Origin of the sequence: [Muricauda] lutisoli (nom. illeg.), from assembly GCF_017313105.1 — a bacterium.
GTDB classification, from domain to species: domain Bacteria; phylum Bacteroidota; class Bacteroidia; order Flavobacteriales; family Flavobacteriaceae; genus Flagellimonas; species Flagellimonas lutisoli.
Genome location: NZ_JAFLND010000003.1, coordinates 215,116 through 237,345, shown reverse-complemented (window position 1 = coordinate 237,345; position 22,230 = coordinate 215,116). Strand labels below are relative to the sequence as shown.

The window sequence follows — 22,230 nt, the reverse complement described above, 5'->3', positions numbered from 1 at the left end:
AGACGAATTGAAACCATTACATGAAAATCAGAATCAAAGGCAATTCCATACGGTTTAGATTGACCCAAAGTGAAGTAAAGCAACTGTCCGAAAAGGGTTCAGTAACGGAAACCACGGAATTCGGCCACAACACTTTTCAATATCAGGTCAAACTGATGCCGGCTATAAAACAGCTACAAGCATCGTACTCCGACAACAATATCCTGATGATGGTTCCCGAAAATGATGGAAAAAATTGGTTCCACAACAACATAGTGGGCTTTGATTATGAAATGCAGCTTCCCAAAGGAAAAAAACTGCATTTGTTATTGGAAAAAGACTTCACTTGCCTTGAAAACAGAGCGGAAGACCAATCGGACAATTATCCCAATCCAAAATTGCAACACCGACCATGATGGAGAAAGAAACAAAGCGCAACGTTTCCCTTACCGGGGATATCAAGTTTACAGGGCTTCGATTAAAAGGGCCAATGCAGACCTCAGCCGGGTTTTTGGGCGTAAAAGAAGCCTTACGACACACCTTTAAGGAAATGGGCATAGTGCGTTCCATGAGAGGTTTGTTGGAAATGAACCAAGAAGAAGGTTTTCGTTGCCCCAGTTGTGCCTGGCCCGTTCCCCAACACCCATCCAAAATTGCCGAATACTGTGAAAATGGTGCAAAAGCATTGGCCGATGAAGCTACCCGAGAAAACGTAGGAGCCGATTTTTTTGCGGAACATTCCGTGGAAGAATTATCCAGACTGAGTGATTTTGAACTGAACAAATTAGGGCGCGTAGTAGAACCTATGGTCCTAAAACCGGACAGTATCCATTACGAACCCATTACTTGGCAAGATGCTTTTGAGTTGATTTCTGATGGACTGCACCAACTAAAAGACCCAAACGAGGCCATTTTTTACACTTCGGGCCGATCGAGCAACGAGGCCGCTTACCTATACGGTATGTTCGCCCGTGCGTTTGGCACCAACAATTTGCCCGATTGCTCCAATATGTGCCATGAATCGTCCGGAGTGGCACTTTCAGAAACTTTGGGGATTGGAAAGGGTTCCGTAAAATTGGATGACCTATACGGTGCAGAGGTTATTATGGTAGTGGGACAAAATCCGGGCACCAATCATCCTAGAATGCTATCCGCCCTGGAAAAATGCAAAAAGAACGGTGGCAAGATCATAAGTATAAATCCATTGGCCGAAACGGGATTGGTCAATTTTAAAAACCCGCAAAGTGTTTCCGACATGTTAGGGAACGGACAACCCATTGCCGACATTCACCTTCCCGTAAAAATCAATGAGGATATTGCCCTGGCAAAACTGATCTTGAACAAATTGGTGGCACTCGATGCTAAAAATCCCAATGTTCTTGACCATGAATTTATAGTGGAGTATGTGGACGGCTACGATGATCTGTTGAAAGATTTGGAGCGGTACGACATGGAAAGCCTTCAACGTAAAAGCGGGGTGTACATGCGAAAAATAGACAAGGTGGTGGAACTGTTGGCAGAAAATTCCAAAATTGTCGTCTGCTGGGCCATGGGAATCACCCAACATAAAAATGCGGTGGACTGCATCAAGGAATACGTAAATATCCTATTGCTCAAAGGAGCTGTTGGAAAACCCTTTGCCGGAACTTGTCCTGTGCGAGGACATAGCAATGTGCAGGGCGATCGTTCGGTGGGTATTATGCACTACGTGAGCAAAACACTGAACGAGAATATCCAGAAACATCTCAATTTTGACCCTCCTACTGAAAAAGGCTACGATACGGTAGAGGCTATCAAGGCCATGCACGATAAGAAGGCCAAGGTTTTTGTTTGCTTGGGCGGCAATTTTTTGATGGCTGCTTCGGACACCCAATACACTGCAGAGGCGATTCAAAATTGTGATTTAACCGTGCAAATTAGTACCAAACTGAATCGTAGTCACTTGGTTACTGGCAAAACTGCATTGTTGTTACCGACCTTTGGCCGTTCCGAAAAAGATGAAAAGAACGGTGATCTCCAATTTTTGACGATGGAGAGCAGCACGGGCAAGGTCCGGCAGAGCAAAGGACTATTAAAACCGGCTTCAGAACATATTAAAAGTGAACCTGAGATCATTGCACTCTTGGCGCACACATACTTTAGGGGAAACCACTCCATGAATTGGTACGAGTTGGGTCAAGATTACAATCTCATCCGAAAATTGATAGATAAGACGGTTAAAGGATTTGAAAATACCAGTGAACAATCCAAAGGATTTGGATATTATTTGCCTAATAACGTTCGTAGCCGTGATTTTAGAATGCTGCCCAACGGCATGGCACAATTGTCCATTACCCCATTGCCCGACCATCAATTAAAAGCTGACGAGCTATTGTTGATGACCATTCGTTCCCATGATCAGTTCAACACAACCATTTATGGATTGGACGATCGATATCGTGGCATCCATAACGAACGTCGTGTGGTTTTTATGAACAAGGAAGATATGGCAGAAAAGGGATTGACACAATTGGATGTTGTTAACCTACATAGCAACTATGATGGTATTCAGCGAACCGCAGAAAAATTCCTGGTGGTAACATACGATATCCCAAAGGGAAATATGGCTGCTTATTTTCCTGAAACGAATATGCTAGTACCACATAATCATTTTGCGGACAAAAGCCAGACACCTATCAGCAAATCCATTAAGGTGACCGTAGAGAAAATGCTACAAACTTGATTATTTGAACGCAGGGATTCCCGTAATATCGGCTCCAGTGATCAGCAGGTGAATATCGTGCGTACCCTCGTAAGTGATCACACTTTCCAGGTTCATCATGTGGCGCATAATGCTATACTCCCCAGTGATTCCCATTCCACCTAACATTTGCCTTGCTTCGCGAGCGATTTTGATGGCCATTTCCACATTGTTACGTTTGGCCATGGAAATTTGCGCTGTAGTGGCTTTGCCTTCATTTTTTAATTGTCCCAAACGGAAAGCCAATAACTGGGCCTTGGTAATTTCGGTGATCATTTCGGCCAATTTCTTTTGCTGAAGCTGATATGCTGCAATGGGTTTTCCAAATTGCACCCTTTCCTTGGCATAACGGAGTGCGGTATCGTAACAATCCATGGCAGCACCGATAGCTCCCCATGCGATACCGTAGCGTGCGGAATCCAAGCAACCCAGTGGTGCTCCCAATCCATTTTTGCCCGGTAACAGATTTTCCTTCGGGACTTTTACATTATCAAAAATAAGTTCGCCCGTGGCAGATGCCCGCAAAGACCATTTGTTGTGGGTCTCTGGTGTGGAAAAGCCTTCCATTCCACGTTCAACGATCAATCCGTGAATCCTACCTTCCTCATTCTTTGCCCAAACTACGGCGACATCGGCAAATGGCGAGTTGGAAATCCATAATTTGGCACCATTCAGTACATAATGATCACCGCCATCCTTGAACTTTGTCTCCATTCCACCTGGGTTGGAACCATGGTTGGGTTCTGTAAGTCCAAAACAGCCCATCCACTCCCCAGTGGCCAACTTGGGCAAATATTTTTTACGCTGTTCTTCAGTTCCATAAGCAAATATGGGATACATCACCAAAGAAGACTGTACAGAAGCTGTGGAGCGAACTCCACTATCGCCACGCTCGATCTCCTGCATGATCAATCCATAACTGATTTGGTCCAAGCCTGCACCCCCGTATTCTTCGGGAATGTAGGGACCAAAAGCACCTATTTCCGCCAATCCTGCAATAATTTGTTCAGGGAATTCCGCTTTTTGGGCATATTCCTCAATAATTGGGGATATATCGCGCTTTACCCATTGGCGGGCCGCATCACGAACCAGTTTATGTTCCTCGGAAAGTAAATCATCAAGGTTGTAGTAATCTGGGGCTTCAAATAAATCGGGCTTCATTCAGAATAATTTTTAAGTAAATATAACATTTCATTCGCGCATTGTTACATTTTTAAATAAAATGCTTGGGTCAATTCAATGTATTCCTTGGTATACTGGTGTCGACCTTCTTCAATGACCAAGGAATCAATATATGGCTTATTTTGATGAAAGCTGAATTCCATTAAACTTCTTTTAAAATCAGCTTCAGGATTTCCCTTGACCCTGGTGATTCTATTTGGAAGCAAATCAACATTTTTGGCTAAATCAATAAAATTCCCTTCTTCTTTATATGGGATGATTGCCGCAAAATTTCCATCTTCCGTCAAAAATCGGGATACACCTTGAACCAGTTCATCGAATGGTAAAGAACTGCTTTGCCGTGCATTGTCCCTGGATTGATCGCCACTAGACACATCTTCAGCATAAAATGGGGGGTTGGACACGATCAAATCGTACTTATCTTCCATTTCATCCACGAACTCATCAAACCCTGCATGATAACAGAATAGTCTGTCTCCCCATGGAGATGTTTCAAAATTACCAACACATTGCTCGTAGGCAGCGGCATCCAACTCAATAGCATCTATGGTTTCCGCTGATGAACGTTGAGCGAGCTGCAAAGCAATGAGCCCCGTTCCCGACCCTATGTCCAAAATTGATTCGGGATGTTTTTCCAACGAAACCCAAGCACCCAGCAAAACACCATCGGTACCTACCTTCATGGCACATTTATCTTGGTGAATGGTAAATTCCTTGAATTTGAAAGGCTTCATTTTCTCAAATTATATCAGCATAAAAAAATCAAGCTAATTGTAAAATTCTATCTACTATATTATTTATCCTAGATACAAGTCCACCAACCCTTCTGGTGTTTTTACGTAGATGGTTTTGTTTTCCCGATCAATTTTGGTAATAATATCATCACTTACGGGAATCAACAACTCCTTGTCCCCTTTCTTTATTTCGAACAAATCTTGTGAAGCACTATCGTTCACGGATTCCACAGTACCAATTTCGCCGTGCACCTCATCCATAACGGTAAATCCGATCACCTCATGGTAATAGAATTTATTTCCTGTAAGTGGGGGTAACATGGTCAAGGGAAGATATAGTTCGGAGCCGATAATCTTATCAGCGGAAGATTCGTCCTTTACCTCTTCAAAATCGATGCGGAGCAAGTTGGATTTATGCAAACGGCACCTATCAATAAAAAATGGAACCAGGTTGTTTCCCAAAGAAACAAGTACTGATTCCATATTTTCGTAGATATCGGGCTCGTCGGTGTCCAATTTAACCAACACCTCGCCCTTAAAGCTATATTTTGAAACGACTTTGCCCAGGTAGAAACAGTCTTCCTTGCGCATCGTCCTACGTTTCTATTCTTCTTCTTTGGCAGCTTCTTCAGCAGCAGGAGCCTCTTCGGCAGGTGCTTCAGCTTCTGCAGAAGTTTCCTCGGTTGCAGCCTCAGCAGTTTCTTCGGCAGCTTCCTCTGCTACTTCCTCTTCAGGTAGCGCAGCAGCAGCTCTCTTTTCACTTACTTCTTTTTCTGCCTCCAACGCTTTGGCTCTAGCTTCAGCTTCTGCTTTGCTCAAACCATCTTTTTTAGCTTGGATTTTTTGTTCTTTCTCTTCCAACCAAGCTTTGAATTTTTCCTCGGCTTGCTCTTCCGTCATTGCACCTTTACGAACACCTACTGCAAGGTGGTGCTTCATCATCACACCTTTGTAAGAAAGAATAGCTCTAGCTGTATCAGTTGGTTGTGCCCCGTTCTGTAACCATTTTACGGAACCATCAATATCAAGATTGATTGTAGCTGGATTGGTATTTGGGTTGTAAGTACCCAATTTTTCCAAAAATTTACCATCTCTTTTCGCTCTTACATCTGCAGCGACTACCCAATAAAATGGTTTACCTTTTTTACCGTGTCTTTGAAGTCTAATTTTAACTGGCATATCACATTAATTTGTAGGGTGCCCGACCCTGATTATTAATTCTTTTTAATCGCTTATCGGTAAAGCGGGTGCAAATATACACTTATTTGTTTATAGGACAGTGTTTTCGGTAAAAAAAGTTAAATGCCTTTAACAACTGGGCCCAATCCCGTTAAACCTATTATAAACCATCGCAACTATTTGGTATTCTGTATTTTAACCTTATCTTATAGTTGGATGTCATCGAGAGCCGATGGCCATTAACCGATAAAATGAAGAGAGATTATGAAGTACACTGTAGAAATGTCGAACAAATTGAACGAACTTTTGGAAAGAACCTATGATGCTGAAAAAGGATTTAAACAAGCAGCTGAAAAGGTGGACAATAAAACCATTAAGCAATTCTTTATGGACAGCGCCAAGAAAAGATACAATTTTGGCCAAGAATTAAAAGCTGAGATTATGTCTTTTGGACAAACCCCGGAAAAAGGAGGAAGTGCCAAAGGAACCTTACACAGATCTTGGATCGATTTTAAATCGCTGTTCACTACCAATAATGAAGAAGCAATGCTAGAAGAAGTGCACCGTGGCGAAAAAGAAGCTATTGCCACTTACAATGATATATTGCACGATAAGGATTTTGTATTGCCACCATCCACTGAAAGTCTATTGATGAAGCACAGAAATGCTATCAGGGAAACCCTGGAGACAGCAAACATTTTCGAAACAGCAGTATCATAATTCCAAAAGTCACTAGATACAATCAGAAGAAAAAGCTGGGATTTATTCCCGGCTTTTTTTAGTTGATAACTCATCAAAACTCTTTTTTACCAAATCTATCTTCTTCCGTACTTTTATCTATTCTTTTTTTGACCGAGACAGATAGCCTATGTATTTGATTTTTGATACGGAAACCACTGGTTTGCCCAAACGCTGGGATGCTCCCATTACCGATACCGACAACTGGCCAAGATGCGTTCAGATAGCATGGCAGCTGCACGACGAACTCGGTAATTTAATAGAGCACCAAGATTTTTTGGTACAACCCGAAGGGTTTAATATTCCGTACGAGTCGGAACAGATACACGGTATATCCACTGCATTGGCAGAAGAAAACGGGGTACCCCTGAGCGAAGTTTTGGAAGCTTTCAACAAGGCATTGGAGCAGACCAAATTTGTAGTGGGCCAAAATGTTGGATTCGATATCAACATTATGGGATGCGAGTTCCACCGTATGGGGGTGGAAAGCCCATTGACGGAACTACCAGTGCTCGACACTTGTACCGAGCATACCGCGGAACTTTGTAAAATTCCCGGAGGCCGTGGTGGTAAATTTAAATTGCCCACATTAACAGAACTCCACGAGTTCTTGTTCGGTGAGCCTTTTGCCGAAGCGCACAACGCAACGGCCGATGTGGAAGCCACAACACGCTGTTTTTTGGAATTGGTCCGTAAAAAGCAGTATTCATATCAGGAACTGGATGTTCAGCCCGATTATTTTGAGCGCTTTTCGGAAGCCAACCCGCAAGAAATAGAACTCATTGGGCTAAAGCACATCAACCTAAAGGCAGCATCAAAAGAAATAGCCGATGCCCTTTGGGCAGAAGATACTGGTGGAGTTTCCGACGAGGAAATCCAAGAGAATGTGGAGACCTTGGAAGATGAATCCTTTGTACACCTGCACAACCACTCCCAGTTTTCGGTACTCCAGTCCACCATCAACATTAAAGATTTGGTAAAGGCCACGGCCAACCATGGCATGCCCGCCGTTGCGTTGACCGACCACGCCAATATGATGGGTGCCTTTCACTTTGTGAAAGAAGTGATGGGGCACAATAAAGCCGTAAAGGCCAAAAACGAGGAGCTTATAGCCAATGGCGAGCAACCTACTGAAAAAGAAATCACACCTATTGTTGGTTGTGAATTTTTTGTCTGTGAGGACCACACCAATAAAAACGTAAAGGACTACGGGCATCAAATTGTGCTCCTGGCCAAGAATAAAAAGGGATACCACAACTTGGCGAAAATGTCCTCTATAGCCTACACCGATGGATTTTACTACGTACCAAGAATCGACAAAAAGGTAATTGAACAGTACAAGGAAGATGTAATAGCCCTTACGGGAAACCTGTATGGTGAAGTCCCCAATAAAATCCTGAATGTTGGAGAAAATCAGGCGGAAGAAGCACTTTTATGGTGGAAAGAACAATTTGGCAACGATTTTTACATCGAAATAATGCGACACGGTCAAGAGGACGAAGATCGTGTAAACCAGGTTTTGGTGCGAATGGCAAAAGAGCACAACGTTAAACTTGTCGCCACCAACAACACCTATTACTGTGATAAAAAAGATGCCGAGGCACACGACATTTTATTGTGCGTGAAGGACGGGGAAAAACAATCCACTCCCATTGGCCGAGGTCGGGGCTATCGATACGGTCTGCCCAACCAAGAGTACTACTTTAAGTCTTCCGATGAAATGAAGGAACTCTTCAAGGATCTGCCCGAGGCCATTTTGAATATTAAGGAAATCGTGGACAAAATTGAGCCCTACGACCTTGCCAGCGATATTTTATTGCCCAAATTCAGTATTCCTGAAGAATTCAAGGATCCGGAAGATGACGTTGATGGTGGTAACAGGGGGGAAAATGCCTACTTAAGACATATCACCTACAAAGGGGCCGAAAAACGATATGGGGAACTTACGGATGAAATTAGGGAACGTATAGATTTTGAGTTGGAGATTATTAAAAACTCAGGGTATCCGGGATACTTTCTGATCGTGGAGGACTTTATCCGCGAAGCACGGAACATGGATGTGTCCGTAGGGCCAGGCCGTGGCTCCGCTGCTGGTTCGGTGGTAGCGTATTGTTTGACGATCACCAACATCGACCCCATGAAGTACGACCTGCTTTTTGAGCGGTTCCTGAATCCGGACAGGGTATCCATGCCCGATATCGATATTGATTTTGATGACGAGGGCCGTAGCCGTGTAATGGACTACGTGATCAATAAATATGGGGCAAATCAAGTGGCGCAAATCATTACGTACGGTACCATGGCGGCCAAATCGTCCATTAGGGACACTGCCCGTGTTCTGGATTTGCCACTGGGTGATGCCGACCGTATTGCCAAGTTGATTCCGAACATGTCCAAGCTGAACAAAATATTTGGGATCGACGAGGCTGACTTAAAGAAAAAGTTCCGTTCCGATGAACTGGAAAAGGTGCATGAACTGCTCAATATTGCAGAAACGGACGACCTTGAGGGACAAACCGTTAAAATGGCCCGCGTCCTCGAAGGTTCGTTGCGAAATACGGGAATCCACGCCTGTGGGGTAATCATTACGCCCGACGACATTACCAACTTTGTTCCTGTATCCGTTGCCAAGGATTCCGACCTGTACGTTACCCAGTTCGACAACTCCGTAGTGGAGAGTGCCGGACTGCTGAAAATGGATTTCTTGGGGCTGAAAACCTTGACCCTGATCAAGGACACGGTCAAAATTGTTAAGGCAAGGACAGGAATAGATTTGGTTCCCGATGATTTTCCATTGGATGATGAAAAAACATACGAACTTTTCCAACGAGGGGATACGGTAGGAATATTCCAGTACGAATCCCCAGGCATGCAGAAGCACATGAAAAACCTAAAACCCACGGTTTTTGATGACCTCATTGCCATGAATGCCCTTTACAGACCTGGGCCAATGGAATACATCCCAAGTTTCATTGCCCGTAAGCACGGAGAAGAGGAGATTACCTACGACCTTCCAGAAATGGAAGAATACCTTCAGGAAACCTATGGGATTACGGTTTACCAAGAGCAGGTGATGCTGCTCTCCCAAAAACTGGCAGGATTCTCCAAAGGTGACGCGGATGTGCTCCGTAAAGCCATGGGTAAAAAGATTTTTGCCCTTCTGGAAAAATTAAAGCCGCAGTTTTTAAATGGTGGAGAGAAAAACGGGCACCCACGTGATATACTTGAAAAAATCTGGAAGGATTGGGAAGCTTTCGCCTCCTACGCCTTCAACAAGAGTCACTCGACCTGTTATGCCTATATCGCTTACCAAACGGCTTATTTAAAGGCCCATTACCCTGCTGAATATATGGCAGCCGTGTTGTCCAACAACATGAACGATATTAAGCAGGTCACCTTTTTTATGGAGGAATGTAAACGAATGGGGTTGGAAGTATTGGGGCCGGACGTCAACGAATCCTACTACAAATTTGCCGTGAACAAGGACAATGCGGTACGTTTTGGAATGGGGGCCATTAAAGGTGTGGGGCGCTCCGCCGTAGAGACCATTGTGGAAAACCGAAAAGAAAACGGGCCTTACAGATCCATCTTTGACCTGGCCAAACGTGTGGATTTACGTGCCGCCAATAAAAAAGCCTTCGAAAACTTGGCATTGGCAGGTGGATTCGACTCATTCGGTGATACCCACCGTGCACAATATTTCCATGATGAGGGCGATGGCATAACCTTTTTGGAAAAAGCCGTTAAGTATGGATCCAAGTTCCAGGAAAATCAAAACTCATCACAGGTAAGCCTTTTTGGCGAGGCGAGCGAGGTTCAGATACCAGAGCCAATCGTGCCCCCTTGCGAGGAATGGGGAACCATGGAAAAGCTGCGTCGTGAGAAAGAAGTGGTGGGTATCTACATTTCGGGCCACCCATTGGATGATTTCAAAAAAGAGATAAAAGCATTTTGCAAGAATACGGTAAGCGATTTCTCCCGTTTGGAAGAGTTTGTGAACAGGGAACTTACCGTGGCAGGTGTGATCACCGATGTTCAGCACCGGGTCTCCAAAAACGGCAAAGGTTGGGGATTGTTCACCTTGGAAGATTATAATGAGTCCTTCGAGCTAAGGATTTTTGGTGAGGAATACCTAAAGTTCCGTCATTTTTTAATGATCAACTCCTTTGTACATGTTAGGGCATTTGTGAGAGAGGGCTGGGTAAACCGCGATACGGGCAAAAAAGGAGACCCACGGCTTCAGTTCAACGACTTTAAACAGCTTCAGGATGTGATGGATGCCTTTGCGAAAAAGCTGACCATCAAACTGAACATAGATAGGCTGCAAGAAAAGCGTATCCAAACCTTGAAGGACACTTTAACATTACATAAAGGCGATCATCCCATAAGTTTTGTAATTTATGAGATGCAGGAGGAAATCAAACTCAAACTATCGAGCCGAAAACAGAAGGTGAAGATAAACAGTGATTTACTTTCCGAACTGGAAGCGAATGAAATTCATTATAAATTAAATTAGACCATAATTATTGTCAATGGTGCAATAATTAAAACGAATATGCTGAATGTAAGTTACATGGGCATTATTTGACTAACTTTGTAAAATATTAAAATAAATAAGATGGCACTAGAAATAACAGATGCAACTTTTGACGAAGTAGTTTTAAAAAGTGACAAGCCTGTCCTAGTAGATTTTTGGGCAGCATGGTGCGGGCCTTGCAGAATGGTAGGTCCGATCATTGAAGAAGTAGGACAAGAATACGATGGCAAAGCCGTTGTTGGTAAGGTTGATGTAGATGCCAACCAGCAGTTTGCCGCCAAATACGGTGTACGTAACATCCCTACTGTTTTGGTTTTTAAAGATGGTGAGGTTGTTAACCGTCAAGTGGGCGTATCCCCTAAAAAAACCTACACAGATGCAATTGATGCTGCACTGTAAAACGAATTTTGGAATTAGATTTTAAAAAAGGTTTGGCAAATGCCAAGCCTTTTTTATTTTATCTTGTCCGCAGAAATCAGTTATGGACGTAAGATCGGAACTTAGCAGAGCGACCCTCTTCCAAAATTTGGAGCTTTTGGCCCACCAAATTGTGGAGGGATTTATCAGTGGTATACACAAAAGTCCGTTCCATGGCTTCTCGGCGGAGTTTGCCGAACACAAAATTTACAATCCCGGACAGAGCACCAAACATATTGACTGGAAGCTTTTTGCCCGAACCGACCGTTTGTACACCAAACGTTTTGAGGACGAGACCAACCTGCGCTGTCACATGATCTTGGACAACTCGGCCTCCATGTATTATCCGGAAGTGAAGGAATATTCCCTGGACAACCTCAACAAAATTGGTTTTGGGGTGCTTTCCATTGCCGCCTTGATGCAGATTTTAAAAAAACAACGGGATGCGGTAGGGCTTAGCATCTATTCCAATACGTATGACTTCCACGCGTCGGAAAAGAACAGCGAACGCCATTATCAAATGTTGTATTCCAAACTGAACGAGGTAGCATTGCATAAACCAAAAACAAAGGAGACCAAAACCTACACCTTTTTACATCAAATTGCCGAGAAAATCCATCGAAGAAGCTTGATCTTTTTGTTTACCGACATGTTCCAAACGGAAACTGAAGAGAATAAACTCTTCGAAGCCTTGCGCCATCTTAAATACAACAAACATTCCGTGGTACTTTTCCACCTGTTGGACAAAGAGCATGAACTCTATTTTGAGTTTGACGATACACCCAAACGTTTTGTGGATGTGGAAACAGGTGAACAGATAGATTTGTATGCCGATTCCATTAAGAAAGCATATTCGCAAAAAGTATTGGAATATCAGAAGGACCTAAAACTGAAATGCGCACAATACCAAATAAAATATGTGGGGGTAGATGTTCGCTCGGACTTCTCCCAAGTGTTGAATTCCTTTATGATCGAGAGACAAAAATTTGGTTGATCATTTTTTTAAAAAAATGTTTTGCCATATCCGAAATGAGAATGTATATTTGCACTCGCTTTAAAAAAGCATTGAACAAGATTTGAATCCGACTGTTGTCGGAGTCTTGAAAAGATAAAATCATTGGTCTGGTAGTTCAGTTGGTTAGAATACCTGCCTGTCACGCAGGGGGTCGCGGGTTCGAGTCCCGTCCAGACCGCAAAAAGCTCCGATTTCTCGGAGCTTTTTTCGTTTTTGAGTATTTTATCTCCATAGTTTACACCCTAATAAACCGTTATTTTTAATTCCACAGCCATTAGGTGGAGTTCAAGCCATATTTCAACTGTCTTAGTTATTTCATTTCTAAAAGGCTTAACCTAAACTAGACAGGAAAAGCCAAATTACCGTTCAAGACGTTTACTTAAGTCATTGTTTTACAGCTTTAAAGAATAACTCAAATATCATTCAGTTAAACTTGCTTTTGTCTTTTCAACCCCGTTTCATCATTAGTTTTATACGGTTCATCGAATAGAACAGCTACCTTTTTTTGTTCTCTTCAATCTTTGATAGTTTAAAAAAGATACTTAAACACAAACCTGTTTCTATATGAATACGCGATTATCATTATTGTTTTTAGCCCTTATTTTTATATCATCCTGTCAAAAGGATTCTTTGGAGGAAACCTTAGAGCAATCTGCATTGCAGACCAAAGCTACAAATCAAGCAGAGCTAGTCCTTATTTGTCATTACGATTCCGATCTTGATGAATACAAGCAAATCGAAGTGGCCCAACAAAGCGTTCAAGCTCATTTAAATCATGGTGACAGCACTGGTGATTGCAATAAGGATGGTACTTATGTTCCTGATGACGCTTTTGAACAGCTTCTGATAGACCAAGGATATGACGATGTTCTGGATGACTATGTGGCGACCGAAAATATAAATACGATTGAGACATTATTGATCAATAATTGCGGTGGAATATATCCCGTGGCCGACCTAACCGGTATAGAGGATTTTGTTGCCCTTACAGAACTCACCATAGCTTGTTCCCCCCTATCCTCATTGGATTTAAGCAATAATACCACTCTTACTTTTATACGACTTTATGAGGTGAGTACAACTTCGTTGGAATTGGGGAACAACACAGCACTCAACACTTTAAAAATCCAAAATACACCTTCCTTAACAAATCTGGACCTGTCTTCCACCCCAAACCTGACAGAATTGGAATTGATTAGCGTTCCCCTTGCATCATTGGACCTTAGTATGAATACAAATCTTACTAGATTTCAACTTCGAGACTTTAATACAATAGACAATCCAAGCATACCCATCACTATATTAGATTTAACCAACAATACAAACTTAACTTTTGTATCTATTAGAGCTTTTGAACTCACAAACCTTACACTGCCCACTGCCCCCGATTTATCATTTCTTAATCTATTGGCCCCTCTTACGGGCACCTTTGACCTTAGCCCCTATACTCTATTGGAAAATGTGGCTTTTCGAATTACAAACTTGGAAAGCATAGACCTATCGAACAACGCTGAATTAAGAAGTGCAGTTATCGGCGGTAATGAGGCTTTAAAAACCATCAATCTGCAAAATGGCACCAACGCAGCAAATAATTTACAAGTCACAACTGTTCTTGGCAACCCTAATTTGGAATGCGTCCAAGTAGATGATGTAGACTATTCCACTAATAATTGGAGCTTTTTAAGCGGTATCGGAGCTAGCGGGGTTTATTCCCTGGATTGCGGCTATTAAATTATGGCATTACATAAAGAAGTAATCCCACATTTCATTTAAAAATGCACTGATATATTTCTACATGGGTATGTTCGATATTCCTTTTTTAACCTCTTGATATTACAATTAACAAAAAGCTCCGAGAACTCGGAGCTTTTTGCGTTTTAATCATTACCGGCGAACTCCATGGCTTTTCCTTTAAAGTATCACAAAAGATACATGGAGGGAGCACTTTTAACATTTGGGTCAAAAAATATAGTTTGTCACAAAATTAATTTGGTGCAAGTTACTCTGATTGAACACGTTGATAGGGTCAGAATTGTTCAGGTTCCTTTTGTACACATAAAGAACATCAAAATTAAGGCCTTCAAAAAAGCCCTGTAACTCATAATGTAATCTTGTGTTTATCTGATAATATTCATCAATATTGTATTTGTTGAATTCAAACTCGTTTATTCCGGGACCAAACACTTCGGTAACTTCCAACCCCAGGTTCAATCCATCTATATCAAAATCGTAATCAGTATACAGGGTAAAAACATTTACATCTCCCAGACCTTCCAATCGAGAGCGGGAGAGCGAAGTAAAAAAGTTGTCTCTTCCCAATTCTTTGGGAAACAGAAACCTTCCAGTATCAAAGGCCCTTGTGTAAGCAACTCCAAAATGCCAATGTTGGGGATCATAAGCCAGTTTACCACTTAATACCTGACCGTTTTCCCCAGGCTGCATATATCTTTCGGCGTAGTCCAAGCTTTTTTGGAATCTATCGGAAAACTGTAATGCATATTGCAGACCCAAGGTCCAATCGCCCTTTTTATAATCCAATTCTATCAGACTCGTATTTGAAATATGGTTGATATAGTAGTGATTGGCCCTAAATTCAAATCGGTCAAGTTGTGTTTCATATTGCAAAGAGGCGATACCTTTTGATGCTGTTTTGTCTCGATAATCCGATAGGGTTCCATCTGGCTGAAAGCCATTGTTCGACAACCCGATGGCTTCATTGAAGCTATACCATTCCACTGTACCTCTGGGCGAAATACGGTCCAACCAACTTATATTGAACACATGTTTCTTTCGATGCAAATGAAACCAAAACCCCTTGAAGGCAAATGGTTTCATCCTACCATCTGTTTCGTTGAGCAAGGGGGTTTCTTCAATGGCAAGTTTTCCATAGGTAAAATAACCAGAGTTAAAATTGTACTTTACATATAATTCCTCCAACCTATCCAGATCGTTTTGATTATTGTAGTCGTTAATATCGTAAAGTTCGTGTTCCCATTTTGAAACCATTCCGGTAGTTGGGTCGGGGTCATTTAAATTGGATGTGAACGCTTCAAAGGTGAATATGCCCTTTACACCAAGTTCAAAACCTTTGTATTCCATTGTTTTGAAAGAGATGGAACCTCCTATGGCGTCGGTGTAATAATCTTTCAAAGACCCCTCGTTAATAGTGGACATAAAGTAATTTCGAATATGCCCTTCTACTTCCCCGTTCGCAAATATTTCCTTTAAGCTCTCCGCTTTATCAGGTGCTTTTTGATGCTGTGCCATGGAGCTCAACCCCCAAAGCAAAAAAATACTGTGTTTTACTATTTGTTTCATGTTAGAAAAATATGGGAAGGATAAAATAATTCTCAATTTGAAAAGGACGCTGCCCGTCAAAAAACATGGATATCCAATAAAGTAAGTCCAACCTGAATATTAAAACAGAACTGTCCTAGCCGAACAATTCCTTATAAAGAATATATATACCCATAAGGAGCACAAACCAACCAAAGGATTTTTTCAGGTGTTTGTCGTTGATGAAATTACTCAACCAGATTCCCAAGAAAATGCCAATCACGGACAAAGCTGTGAACGATAGTAGAAAGGTCCAATCAATGTTTTGGTTTTGTACATCTCCCAAAAATCCGATCAACGATTTTATGGCAATGATCAAAAGTGAGGTCGCCACTGCCCTCTTCATAGGTAATTTGGCAAAAATGACAAGTGCAGGAATTATTAAAAATCCACCACCAGCTCCAACAATACCTGTCAACACCCCGACCACAACACCTTCCAGGATGATAAAAGGAAAATTATATTGGACCTCGGTGTCGTCGTCATCACCATTTTCGGACCTGCCCCTGATCATTGATATGGAAGCCATCAACATAATAATTGCAAAAAACACCATTATACCAATGTTCTTCGTCACGGCGAGATCGCCAATATTGAACAAATGCTCCGGAATGGCGGGCACCAAATATTTTCTTGTTGCATATACCGCTATAAAAGCAGGAATAGAAAATACAATGGCAGTTTTTAGGTCGACAAGTCCTTTTTGGATATTCTTAAAAGCGCCGATCAACGAAGAGATTCCAACCACAAAAAGTGAATACGCGGTGGCCGTCACAGGGTTTATATACATCAAGTATACCAAAACAGGAACGGTAAGTATAGAGCCTCCACCACCAATCAATCCAAGGACTACGCCAATTAACAAAGCCCCAATATATCCAAGAATTTCAAAAACTTCCATATTCATTATTGTTGTGCGGTTAAGATAATTTGCCTTTGAAAGCCTTACAGTAACATCGGTTACAAAGAGCTTAAAAGGTTAATAACGCATAGGTAGGTTCTTGTACAGTTCAATATATCAGGAGGCAGTTTATGATTCTAACATATATAATGATTATCGGAATCTTGAAGGCTTTTCCATGCAGCAATTCCATTGTACCCAAAGCTAAACGAATTAAAGTTAGCAATAATTCACATAGCCTGAAGCGGTAATAATTCAAAACAAAGAGAAGTATTCAATAGAAAAACACCACTAAACTCAAAAACGGCAATCCAGTAAAATCGATCTTAAGAATATTTAACGTTCCATAGCTAAACTTTAAGCAATCCTTATAATAATCCATCGAGTAACCCAAAATGTACTCCCAAAATTTTGGCAGAAACGTTAGAGAAAACATAAACCTCAGTATTATTGGGATTTAAGGGCTGTTTTACTTACCTTTGCACCAATGAACGTTAAGCTCCACGAGAGAAAAAACTGTAGAATTCTAAGTTTTACTTATCTGGTATTCAGAAACCAGCCCAATAAGTTCATTCCGCCTACCCTATAATTACCTTCCCTTTTGGGAAGTAGTGCCTATACCTTGGGAACCAAGTGTGATTTACTTGTATTTCCATTTTGCCCGATTCGAAACCGTTAACTAATAACTAAAAAATCAGAACTATTATCGTTCAAAACAACATGGTAATCAAGACCTACGATGCCTATACTAGACTTTCAACCATGGAAGCTAACAGGTTCGCCAACTTCCTTTTTGAGCATCAAGAAGGAAAAAAAGCTACAAAGAAAGCTATTAGGAAGGCCATTCAATACTCCACCAAAGACATTCCTGGTTTGGGCGGTTATGTTTTTGCCATGGAGGAAAAAGATGAAATATTAGGGCTGGCCGTTGTGAACAAGACAGGTATGGGAGACTATATTCCCGAGAACTTTCTGGTATTTTTTGTAATACACGGAGAGCACAGGGGAGGCGATATTGAAAAGAAGCTACTGGATTATACGCTCCAATATTGCAAGGGGGACGTTGCCATCCATATTACAGATGAAAACCAATATCCAAACAAAAAATTTTTTGAAGAAAAAGGGTTCAACGCAACCCATTTAGAAATGAGATTGAACAGATAAACCATTATATGCTAAAAATTGAAGTTAAATCAGGTGAAAGTATTGAAAGGGCTCTAAAACGCTACAAAAGAAAATATAGAAACACGAAGCGTTTGGACCAAATACGTAGCCGTCAAGAATACATTAAAAAATCAGTAGAGCGCCGAAAAACATTGAAAAAGGCACAATACAAACAAAAATTCCTGAACGAACAGGAAGACCAATAACATCAAAAACAAAAAAGTATCAACAACAAAATGAGACTTTCAAGAATTAAAAGGGAAACCAGATATGAAAAACGCTATAGCGTTAAAATGGGGGAGCTTACCACCCGTGTTACATATGTAAGAAGGTATATTATGGGGCTTCCCGTCCGCACTTTGCACAAATACCGAGCAACTTACAACGGTAAAATCAAAGATTGCAAAGAATGCAATGTATTAGCATAACACCATTATAATTTATTTTATAACCCTTTAATAAAAACAATGAAAGTATTGGTTATTGGCGCAGGTAACATGGGGCTTACCTATGCCACAGGTATGTCTAAATCCAAATTGTTGAAAAAACGCAACATTATGGTGCTGGACAAGTCAAAAGAAAAATTAGAAGAAGTAGGTAAAATTGCCTATTTCGATGCCATTGACAAGATTGAAGACTGCGTACCACAAGCAGACATCATCTTTTTGGCCGTAAAACCCTATCATGCCGAAGAACTTTTTGAGCGCATGAAAAAATTGGTGAATCCGGAGCAATTGTTCATTTCAATAATGGCCGGGGTTACCATCAACTTTATACAAGAATCCCTAGGAATCAAAAAAGTGGTTAGGGCCATGCCCAATTTGCCCGCTCAGGTTGGCAAGGGCCTAACCAGCTATGTATCCGCCGAAGAGGTTTCCCGTTTGGAACTTTTTATGGTAGAAGGCCTGCTGGACACCACTGGAAAATCCCTTAGGGTGAAAAATGAAAAATTTATTGATGCATCAACGGGAATTTCAGGAAGTGGTCCCGCATACGTATTCTACTTTATGCAGAGTATGATGGAGGCCGCGCTTCAAATGGGATTCTCGGAGAACGTTTCCAAGGTATTGGTAAGCCAAACCTTTACAGGTGCGGTGGAGCTGTTCAACCAAAACAACCTAAACCCCGACACTTGGATGGAAATGGTCGCCTCCAAAGGAGGAACCACTAGGGCCGCCCTGGATTCCATGGAAGACAATAATGTAAATGAATTAATCAAAGAAGCCGCCTTCGCAGCATTTGGTAGAGCTGTGGAACTTGGCGAAGAATACTAAAACATGTATAAAGAACTAGTGGTCATCAAAGTAGGTACAAATGTGATGACCAATAAAGACAACAGAATTGTAAGACCTGTACTCAACAGTTTGGTACAACAAATTGCTGAGCTATACGAACGAGACATCATGACCATTTTGGTTTCTTCTGGATCGGTAATCGCCGGTAAAGAAGTGCTGGGAAAAGCGAAAATCAAAGATAAAACCCAACGTAGGCAAGTATATTCCGCCATTGGGCAACCCAGAATGATGAGGCACTATTATAATATATTCAATGATTACGGAATGAAATGTGCCCAGGTACTCCCTACAAAAAGGGATTTTAACCCTGGAGTGCACCGCGACAACATGATCAATTGCCTTGAAGGGCTCCTTTCTGAAGGAGTTATCCCAATAGCCAATGAGGATGATGCAGTTTCCGTTTCCATGTCCATGTTCTCGGACAACGATGAGCTGGCCACTTTGTTGGCACAGTTGATGAAAGCCGACAAACTTATCCTGATGACGGACATAGATGGCCTTTACGACGGACACCCCGAAAAAGAGGAGTCCAAAGTAATAGACAAAGTTGAGCCGAAAGAAGACTTGGAGAAATACATTGAAGAAGGAAACAAACAAGAAGGAGAAGGCCGTGGCGGCATGGGTTCAAAATTGAGCTATGCCCAAAAAGCAGCAGCCGACAATATTCCATCTTACATTGTAAACGGAAAACGAGAAAACGTAATCCTGGATATTGTAGAAGGAAAAAACGTAGGAACAGAAGTTTCAAAATAACAGTAATGAAATTATTGAACACAGATTTAAAAAATAAAGTATTAAAAGATATGGAGCGTATCCTTGATGAAAATCGGGACGAATTGCTCCAAGCAAACAAAAAAGATCTAGACGCATTTAACCGCGACGATCAAGCATTGTACGATCGTTTGGTAGTGGACCAAAAGAAAGTGGATCAAATGATCCAGGCCGTAAAGGAGGTTCGTTTGCAAGATGACCCCGTTAACAAGGAAATCTCGACAAGGGAATTGGACAACGGGTTAAAGATCATCAACAGAACAGCTCCTTTTGGCACTATAATGATTATTTACGAATCCCGCCCTGATGTTACTGTTGAGGCTGCCGTACTTGCATTTAAGGCCAACAATAAAATCTTGCTCAAAGGAGGTAAAGAAGCCTACCACAGCAATAAAGCCTTGGTTAAGTTTTGGCACCAGGCCTTGACAGAAAATGGCCTGTCCGAGGACTTTATCCAGTTCTTGGAAATGGACAGGACACAAACACAGGAGTTCTTAAGGAATCCAGACCAGGATTTAGACCTCATTGTACCGCGTGGCGGCGAACGTTTGATTGCATTTGTAAAAGAACACGCCAAGTGCGCTGTACTGATCAGCGGTAGGGGAAACAACTTCCTGTATGTTCACAAGGAAGCTGATTGGGAAAAAAGTTTAAAAGTAATTTTGAACGCAAAAACCCACAAGATTTCCGCCTGTAACGCATTGGACAAAATTTTGATGGATACCCAAATTGATGGTTACGAGGATAAGCTCAAGGAATTGCAGCAGGTACTCACCGCCAACAAAGTTTCCATTATAGTGGATGACGAGGTCAAAAAAGTATTGACGAACGAGGACACCATTACCGACGATTCCATTTGGCAAGAAGAGTTTTTGGCCATGAAATGTGTTATCGGTGCAGTCAACAATATTGACGAAGCCGTGGAAAAAATCAACAACAATTCCGGTGGACACTCCGCTTCCATAATGACAGAGAACAATGATGTTGCCAAAACATTTATGGAAAACGTGGACTGTGCAGCTGTGTACCAAAACGCCTCCACTCGATTTACCGACGGTGGACAAATGGGGGTCGGTGCAGAACTCGCCATTAGTACGGACAAATTACACCATAGAGGTCCATTGGGCCTAAAACAATTGGTCACCAACAAATACTATGTATTCGGTGACGGTCAAATTAGGGTGTAACAGATATAAAAACACAATGTTAAAAGGAGGCTATTCGCCTCCTTTTTTTATGACAATCATCATAGTACTATTACAATTTCATGACCCAAAAGCCTAAAACTTTATTTTATTGATATTTTTCACCTCTTTTATTGGTCATTTTTTAAGAAAATATCTAGATTTATTACTTAAAATAGAATAAATATGGGAAAATTTGAGATTAAAACGGATAAGGCTGGAAAGTTCCGGTTCAATTTAAAAGCTGGAAACGGTCAAGTTATTTTAAGCAGCCAAGGATATTCATCCAAAGATGCTTGTGAAAATGGTATCGAGTCTGTGAAAAAACATTCACAGGACGATGGAAATTTTGAAAGAAACAAGGCAAAGGACGGAAGCCCATACTTCAACCTAAAGGCATCCAACGGCCAAGTTATTGGAAACAGCGAAATGTATTCCAGCGAATCCGCTATGGAAAACGGTGTTGCCTCCGTTAAAAAGAATGCTCCCGATGCATCGGTAGAAGAAGTTGAATAAACAATACTTTTCAAACCATATGGAACAGCCCTTTTAGGGCTGTTTTTTTTTACCTCATTTTCTTCCTCAAACCAAAAAGGGCATTGGTTAGTTGAAAAAGCCCATCCGTAAAATGAGGTGCTTTTAAATCAATTTTAGGTTTTATGTTTGTTCCGCAACAATGCGTTAAGTACAATTGAAATACAAAAACAATTTTTAACGTATGCACATATAGCAATTCACTTTTGACGAGTATTGGTCATTAAAGTGATTAGTTTAGTTGAGGTTTCCGTTACGCCAAGGAATTTTAAATTCCTTGGTCGTAATGGTTTTTATTCAAAAACCCTCCATTTCTGGTTTTCTCCGAAACTCTTCAATGTTTCACAATTCTTCAGTTTTACTCCTCGTTATCAAAGCTTTCATAAATCCAACTTCATTATCCATCAATTGAAAGTGTCCATTCGTTTATTCCCCTAGTTGTCATAACCTTATTTGTACTCTATTTGTTGTGATTTAAAAAAACAACCTGGACCTGAACCTTTAGGTCTAACAAAAATGTATTT

Annotated in this window: 19 protein-coding genes and 1 tRNA gene; 14 read left to right on the top strand and 6 right to left on the bottom strand. The window is 41.4% G+C overall.

Translation table 11 applies throughout. The annotated features are described in order from the left end of the window. Nucleotides 1–20 precede the first annotated feature (20 nt). Nucleotides 21–395 carry a DUF7009 family protein gene (locus J0X13_RS11980; protein ID WP_207071656.1) on the top strand — a complete coding sequence of 125 codons (375 nt, stop codon included), beginning with the start codon at nt 21–23 and terminating at the stop codon, nt 393–395. After that, complete coding sequence (locus J0X13_RS11975) at nt 395–2,701, top strand: FdhF/YdeP family oxidoreductase (protein WP_207072053.1); 2,307 nt, start codon at nt 395–397, stop codon at nt 2,699–2,701. The genes J0X13_RS11980 and J0X13_RS11975 overlap by 1 nt, the downstream gene beginning before the upstream one ends. Here J0X13_RS11975 and J0X13_RS11970 read toward each other — a convergent pair whose 3' ends face one another. The 4 genes from J0X13_RS11970 to J0X13_RS11955 all read right to left on the bottom strand — a co-directional run bounded on the left by J0X13_RS11970 (nt 2,702) and on the right by J0X13_RS11955 (nt 5,814). Further along, nucleotides 2,702–3,880 (bottom strand): acyl-CoA dehydrogenase family protein, encoded by a 1,179-nt coding sequence (locus J0X13_RS11970; protein WP_207071655.1) that lies wholly within the window; start codon nt 3,878–3,880, stop codon nt 2,702–2,704. A 44-nt stretch (nt 3,881–3,924) separates the two neighbouring features. Beyond that, complete coding sequence (locus J0X13_RS11965) at nt 3,925–4,635, bottom strand: tRNA1(Val) (adenine(37)-N6)-methyltransferase (protein WP_207071654.1); 711 nt, start codon at nt 4,633–4,635, stop codon at nt 3,925–3,927. A 63-nt stretch (nt 4,636–4,698) separates the two neighbouring features. After that, complete coding sequence (gene rimM, locus J0X13_RS11960; RefSeq protein ID WP_207071653.1) at nt 4,699–5,226, bottom strand: ribosome maturation factor RimM; 528 nt, start codon at nt 5,224–5,226, stop codon at nt 4,699–4,701. Between the two features lie 12 nt (nt 5,227–5,238). Continuing rightward, complete coding sequence (locus J0X13_RS11955) at nt 5,239–5,814, bottom strand: 30S ribosomal protein S16 (RefSeq protein WP_207071652.1); 576 nt, start codon at nt 5,812–5,814, stop codon at nt 5,239–5,241. A 264-nt stretch (nt 5,815–6,078) separates the two neighbouring features. On the opposite strand from J0X13_RS11955, the gene J0X13_RS11950 reads away from it, so the two are divergent. The 6 genes from J0X13_RS11950 (at nt 6,079) to J0X13_RS11925 (ending at nt 14,252) form a co-directional block, all read left to right on the top strand. Next, a complete protein-coding gene (locus tag J0X13_RS11950; RefSeq protein ID WP_207071651.1) occupies nt 6,079–6,534 on the top strand; it encodes a ferritin-like domain-containing protein in 456 nt (151 codons plus the stop codon). A gap of 148 nt (nt 6,535–6,682) precedes the next feature. Continuing rightward, complete coding sequence (gene dnaE / locus J0X13_RS11945; protein ID WP_207071650.1) at nt 6,683–11,068, top strand: DNA polymerase III subunit alpha; 4,386 nt, start codon at nt 6,683–6,685, stop codon at nt 11,066–11,068. Nucleotides 11,069–11,170: 102 nt separating this feature from the next. After that, nucleotides 11,171–11,488 (top strand): thioredoxin, encoded by a 318-nt coding sequence (gene trxA, locus J0X13_RS11940; protein ID WP_108246432.1) that lies wholly within the window; start codon nt 11,171–11,173, stop codon nt 11,486–11,488. Between the two features lie 82 nt (nt 11,489–11,570). Continuing rightward, a complete protein-coding gene (locus tag J0X13_RS11935; RefSeq protein WP_207071649.1) occupies nt 11,571–12,500 on the top strand; it encodes a DUF58 domain-containing protein in 930 nt (309 codons plus the stop codon). A gap of 125 nt (nt 12,501–12,625) precedes the next feature. Next, nucleotides 12,626–12,699, top strand: a tRNA-Asp gene (locus J0X13_RS11930). A gap of 386 nt (nt 12,700–13,085) precedes the next feature. Then, complete coding sequence (locus J0X13_RS11925) at nt 13,086–14,252, top strand: hypothetical protein (protein WP_207071648.1); 1,167 nt, start codon at nt 13,086–13,088, stop codon at nt 14,250–14,252. Between the two features lie 228 nt (nt 14,253–14,480). Here the strand turns inward: J0X13_RS11925 and J0X13_RS11920 are convergent, their stop codons facing one another. Together J0X13_RS11920 and J0X13_RS11915 are read right to left on the bottom strand one after the other, a co-directional pair. Next, on the bottom strand, nt 14,481–15,839 hold the full coding sequence (locus J0X13_RS11920; RefSeq protein WP_207071647.1) for a hypothetical protein: 1,359 nt from the start codon (nt 15,837–15,839) through the stop codon (nt 14,481–14,483). A 115-nt stretch (nt 15,840–15,954) separates the two neighbouring features. After that, nucleotides 15,955–16,758, bottom strand: coding sequence for a sulfite exporter TauE/SafE family protein (locus J0X13_RS11915; protein WP_207072052.1), 804 nt, complete (start codon nt 16,756–16,758; stop codon nt 15,955–15,957). A 720-nt stretch (nt 16,759–17,478) separates the two neighbouring features. Between J0X13_RS11915 and J0X13_RS11910 the strand changes: the two genes are divergently transcribed. From J0X13_RS11910 to J0X13_RS11885, 6 genes are all read left to right on the top strand, one after another. Then, nucleotides 17,479–17,922 (top strand): GNAT family N-acetyltransferase, encoded by a 444-nt coding sequence (locus J0X13_RS11910; RefSeq protein ID WP_207029396.1) that lies wholly within the window; start codon nt 17,479–17,481, stop codon nt 17,920–17,922. Nucleotides 17,923–17,930: 8 nt separating this feature from the next. Continuing rightward, nucleotides 17,931–18,128, top strand: a complete 198-nt coding sequence (gene rpsU / locus J0X13_RS11905) for a 30S ribosomal protein S21 (RefSeq protein WP_207029395.1) — start codon at nt 17,931–17,933, stop codon at nt 18,126–18,128. 261 nt (nt 18,129–18,389) lie between these two features. Beyond that, nucleotides 18,390–19,196, top strand: coding sequence for a pyrroline-5-carboxylate reductase (gene proC / locus J0X13_RS11900; RefSeq protein WP_207029393.1), 807 nt, complete (start codon nt 18,390–18,392; stop codon nt 19,194–19,196). A 3-nt stretch (nt 19,197–19,199) separates the two neighbouring features. Beyond that, nucleotides 19,200–19,970, top strand: a complete 771-nt coding sequence (gene proB, locus J0X13_RS11895; RefSeq protein ID WP_207071646.1) for a glutamate 5-kinase — start codon at nt 19,200–19,202, stop codon at nt 19,968–19,970. A gap of 5 nt (nt 19,971–19,975) precedes the next feature. Then, nucleotides 19,976–21,175 (top strand): glutamate-5-semialdehyde dehydrogenase, encoded by a 1,200-nt coding sequence (locus J0X13_RS11890; RefSeq protein WP_207071645.1) that lies wholly within the window; start codon nt 19,976–19,978, stop codon nt 21,173–21,175. Nucleotides 21,176–21,358: 183 nt separating this feature from the next. Beyond that, a complete protein-coding gene (locus J0X13_RS11885) occupies nt 21,359–21,688 on the top strand; it encodes a YegP family protein (RefSeq protein ID WP_207029387.1) in 330 nt (109 codons plus the stop codon). Nucleotides 21,689–22,230 lie beyond the last annotated feature (542 nt).

Bases quoted from the DNA above. Each gene is read 5' to 3' on its own strand.
- J0X13_RS11980 (WP_207071656.1), top strand. From the start codon at position 21: ATGAAAATCAGAATCAAAGGCAATTCCATACGGTTTAGATTGACCCAA.
- J0X13_RS11975 (WP_207072053.1), top strand. From the start codon at position 395: ATGGAGAAAGAAACAAAGCGCAACGTTTCCCTTACCGGGGATATCAAG.
- J0X13_RS11970 (WP_207071655.1), bottom strand. From the start codon at position 3,880: ATGAAGCCCGATTTATTTGAAGCCCCAGATTACTACAACCTTGATGAT.
- J0X13_RS11965 (WP_207071654.1), bottom strand. From the start codon at position 4,635: ATGAAGCCTTTCAAATTCAAGGAATTTACCATTCACCAAGATAAATGT.
- rimM (WP_207071653.1), bottom strand. From the start codon at position 5,226: ATGCGCAAGGAAGACTGTTTCTACCTGGGCAAAGTCGTTTCAAAATAT.
- J0X13_RS11955 (WP_207071652.1), bottom strand. From the start codon at position 5,814: ATGCCAGTTAAAATTAGACTTCAAAGACACGGTAAAAAAGGTAAACCA.
- J0X13_RS11950 (WP_207071651.1), top strand. From the start codon at position 6,079: ATGAAGTACACTGTAGAAATGTCGAACAAATTGAACGAACTTTTGGAA.
- dnaE (WP_207071650.1), top strand. From the start codon at position 6,683: ATGTATTTGATTTTTGATACGGAAACCACTGGTTTGCCCAAACGCTGG.
- trxA (WP_108246432.1), top strand. From the start codon at position 11,171: ATGGCACTAGAAATAACAGATGCAACTTTTGACGAAGTAGTTTTAAAA.
- J0X13_RS11935 (WP_207071649.1), top strand. From the start codon at position 11,571: ATGGACGTAAGATCGGAACTTAGCAGAGCGACCCTCTTCCAAAATTTG.
- J0X13_RS11925 (WP_207071648.1), top strand. From the start codon at position 13,086: ATGAATACGCGATTATCATTATTGTTTTTAGCCCTTATTTTTATATCA.
- J0X13_RS11920 (WP_207071647.1), bottom strand. From the start codon at position 15,839: ATGAAACAAATAGTAAAACACAGTATTTTTTTGCTTTGGGGGTTGAGC.
- J0X13_RS11915 (WP_207072052.1), bottom strand. From the start codon at position 16,758: ATGGAAGTTTTTGAAATTCTTGGATATATTGGGGCTTTGTTAATTGGC.
- J0X13_RS11910 (WP_207029396.1), top strand. From the start codon at position 17,479: ATGGTAATCAAGACCTACGATGCCTATACTAGACTTTCAACCATGGAA.
- rpsU (WP_207029395.1), top strand. From the start codon at position 17,931: ATGCTAAAAATTGAAGTTAAATCAGGTGAAAGTATTGAAAGGGCTCTA.
- proC (WP_207029393.1), top strand. From the start codon at position 18,390: ATGAAAGTATTGGTTATTGGCGCAGGTAACATGGGGCTTACCTATGCC.
- proB (WP_207071646.1), top strand. From the start codon at position 19,200: ATGTATAAAGAACTAGTGGTCATCAAAGTAGGTACAAATGTGATGACC.
- J0X13_RS11890 (WP_207071645.1), top strand. From the start codon at position 19,976: ATGAAATTATTGAACACAGATTTAAAAAATAAAGTATTAAAAGATATG.
- J0X13_RS11885 (WP_207029387.1), top strand. From the start codon at position 21,359: ATGGGAAAATTTGAGATTAAAACGGATAAGGCTGGAAAGTTCCGGTTC.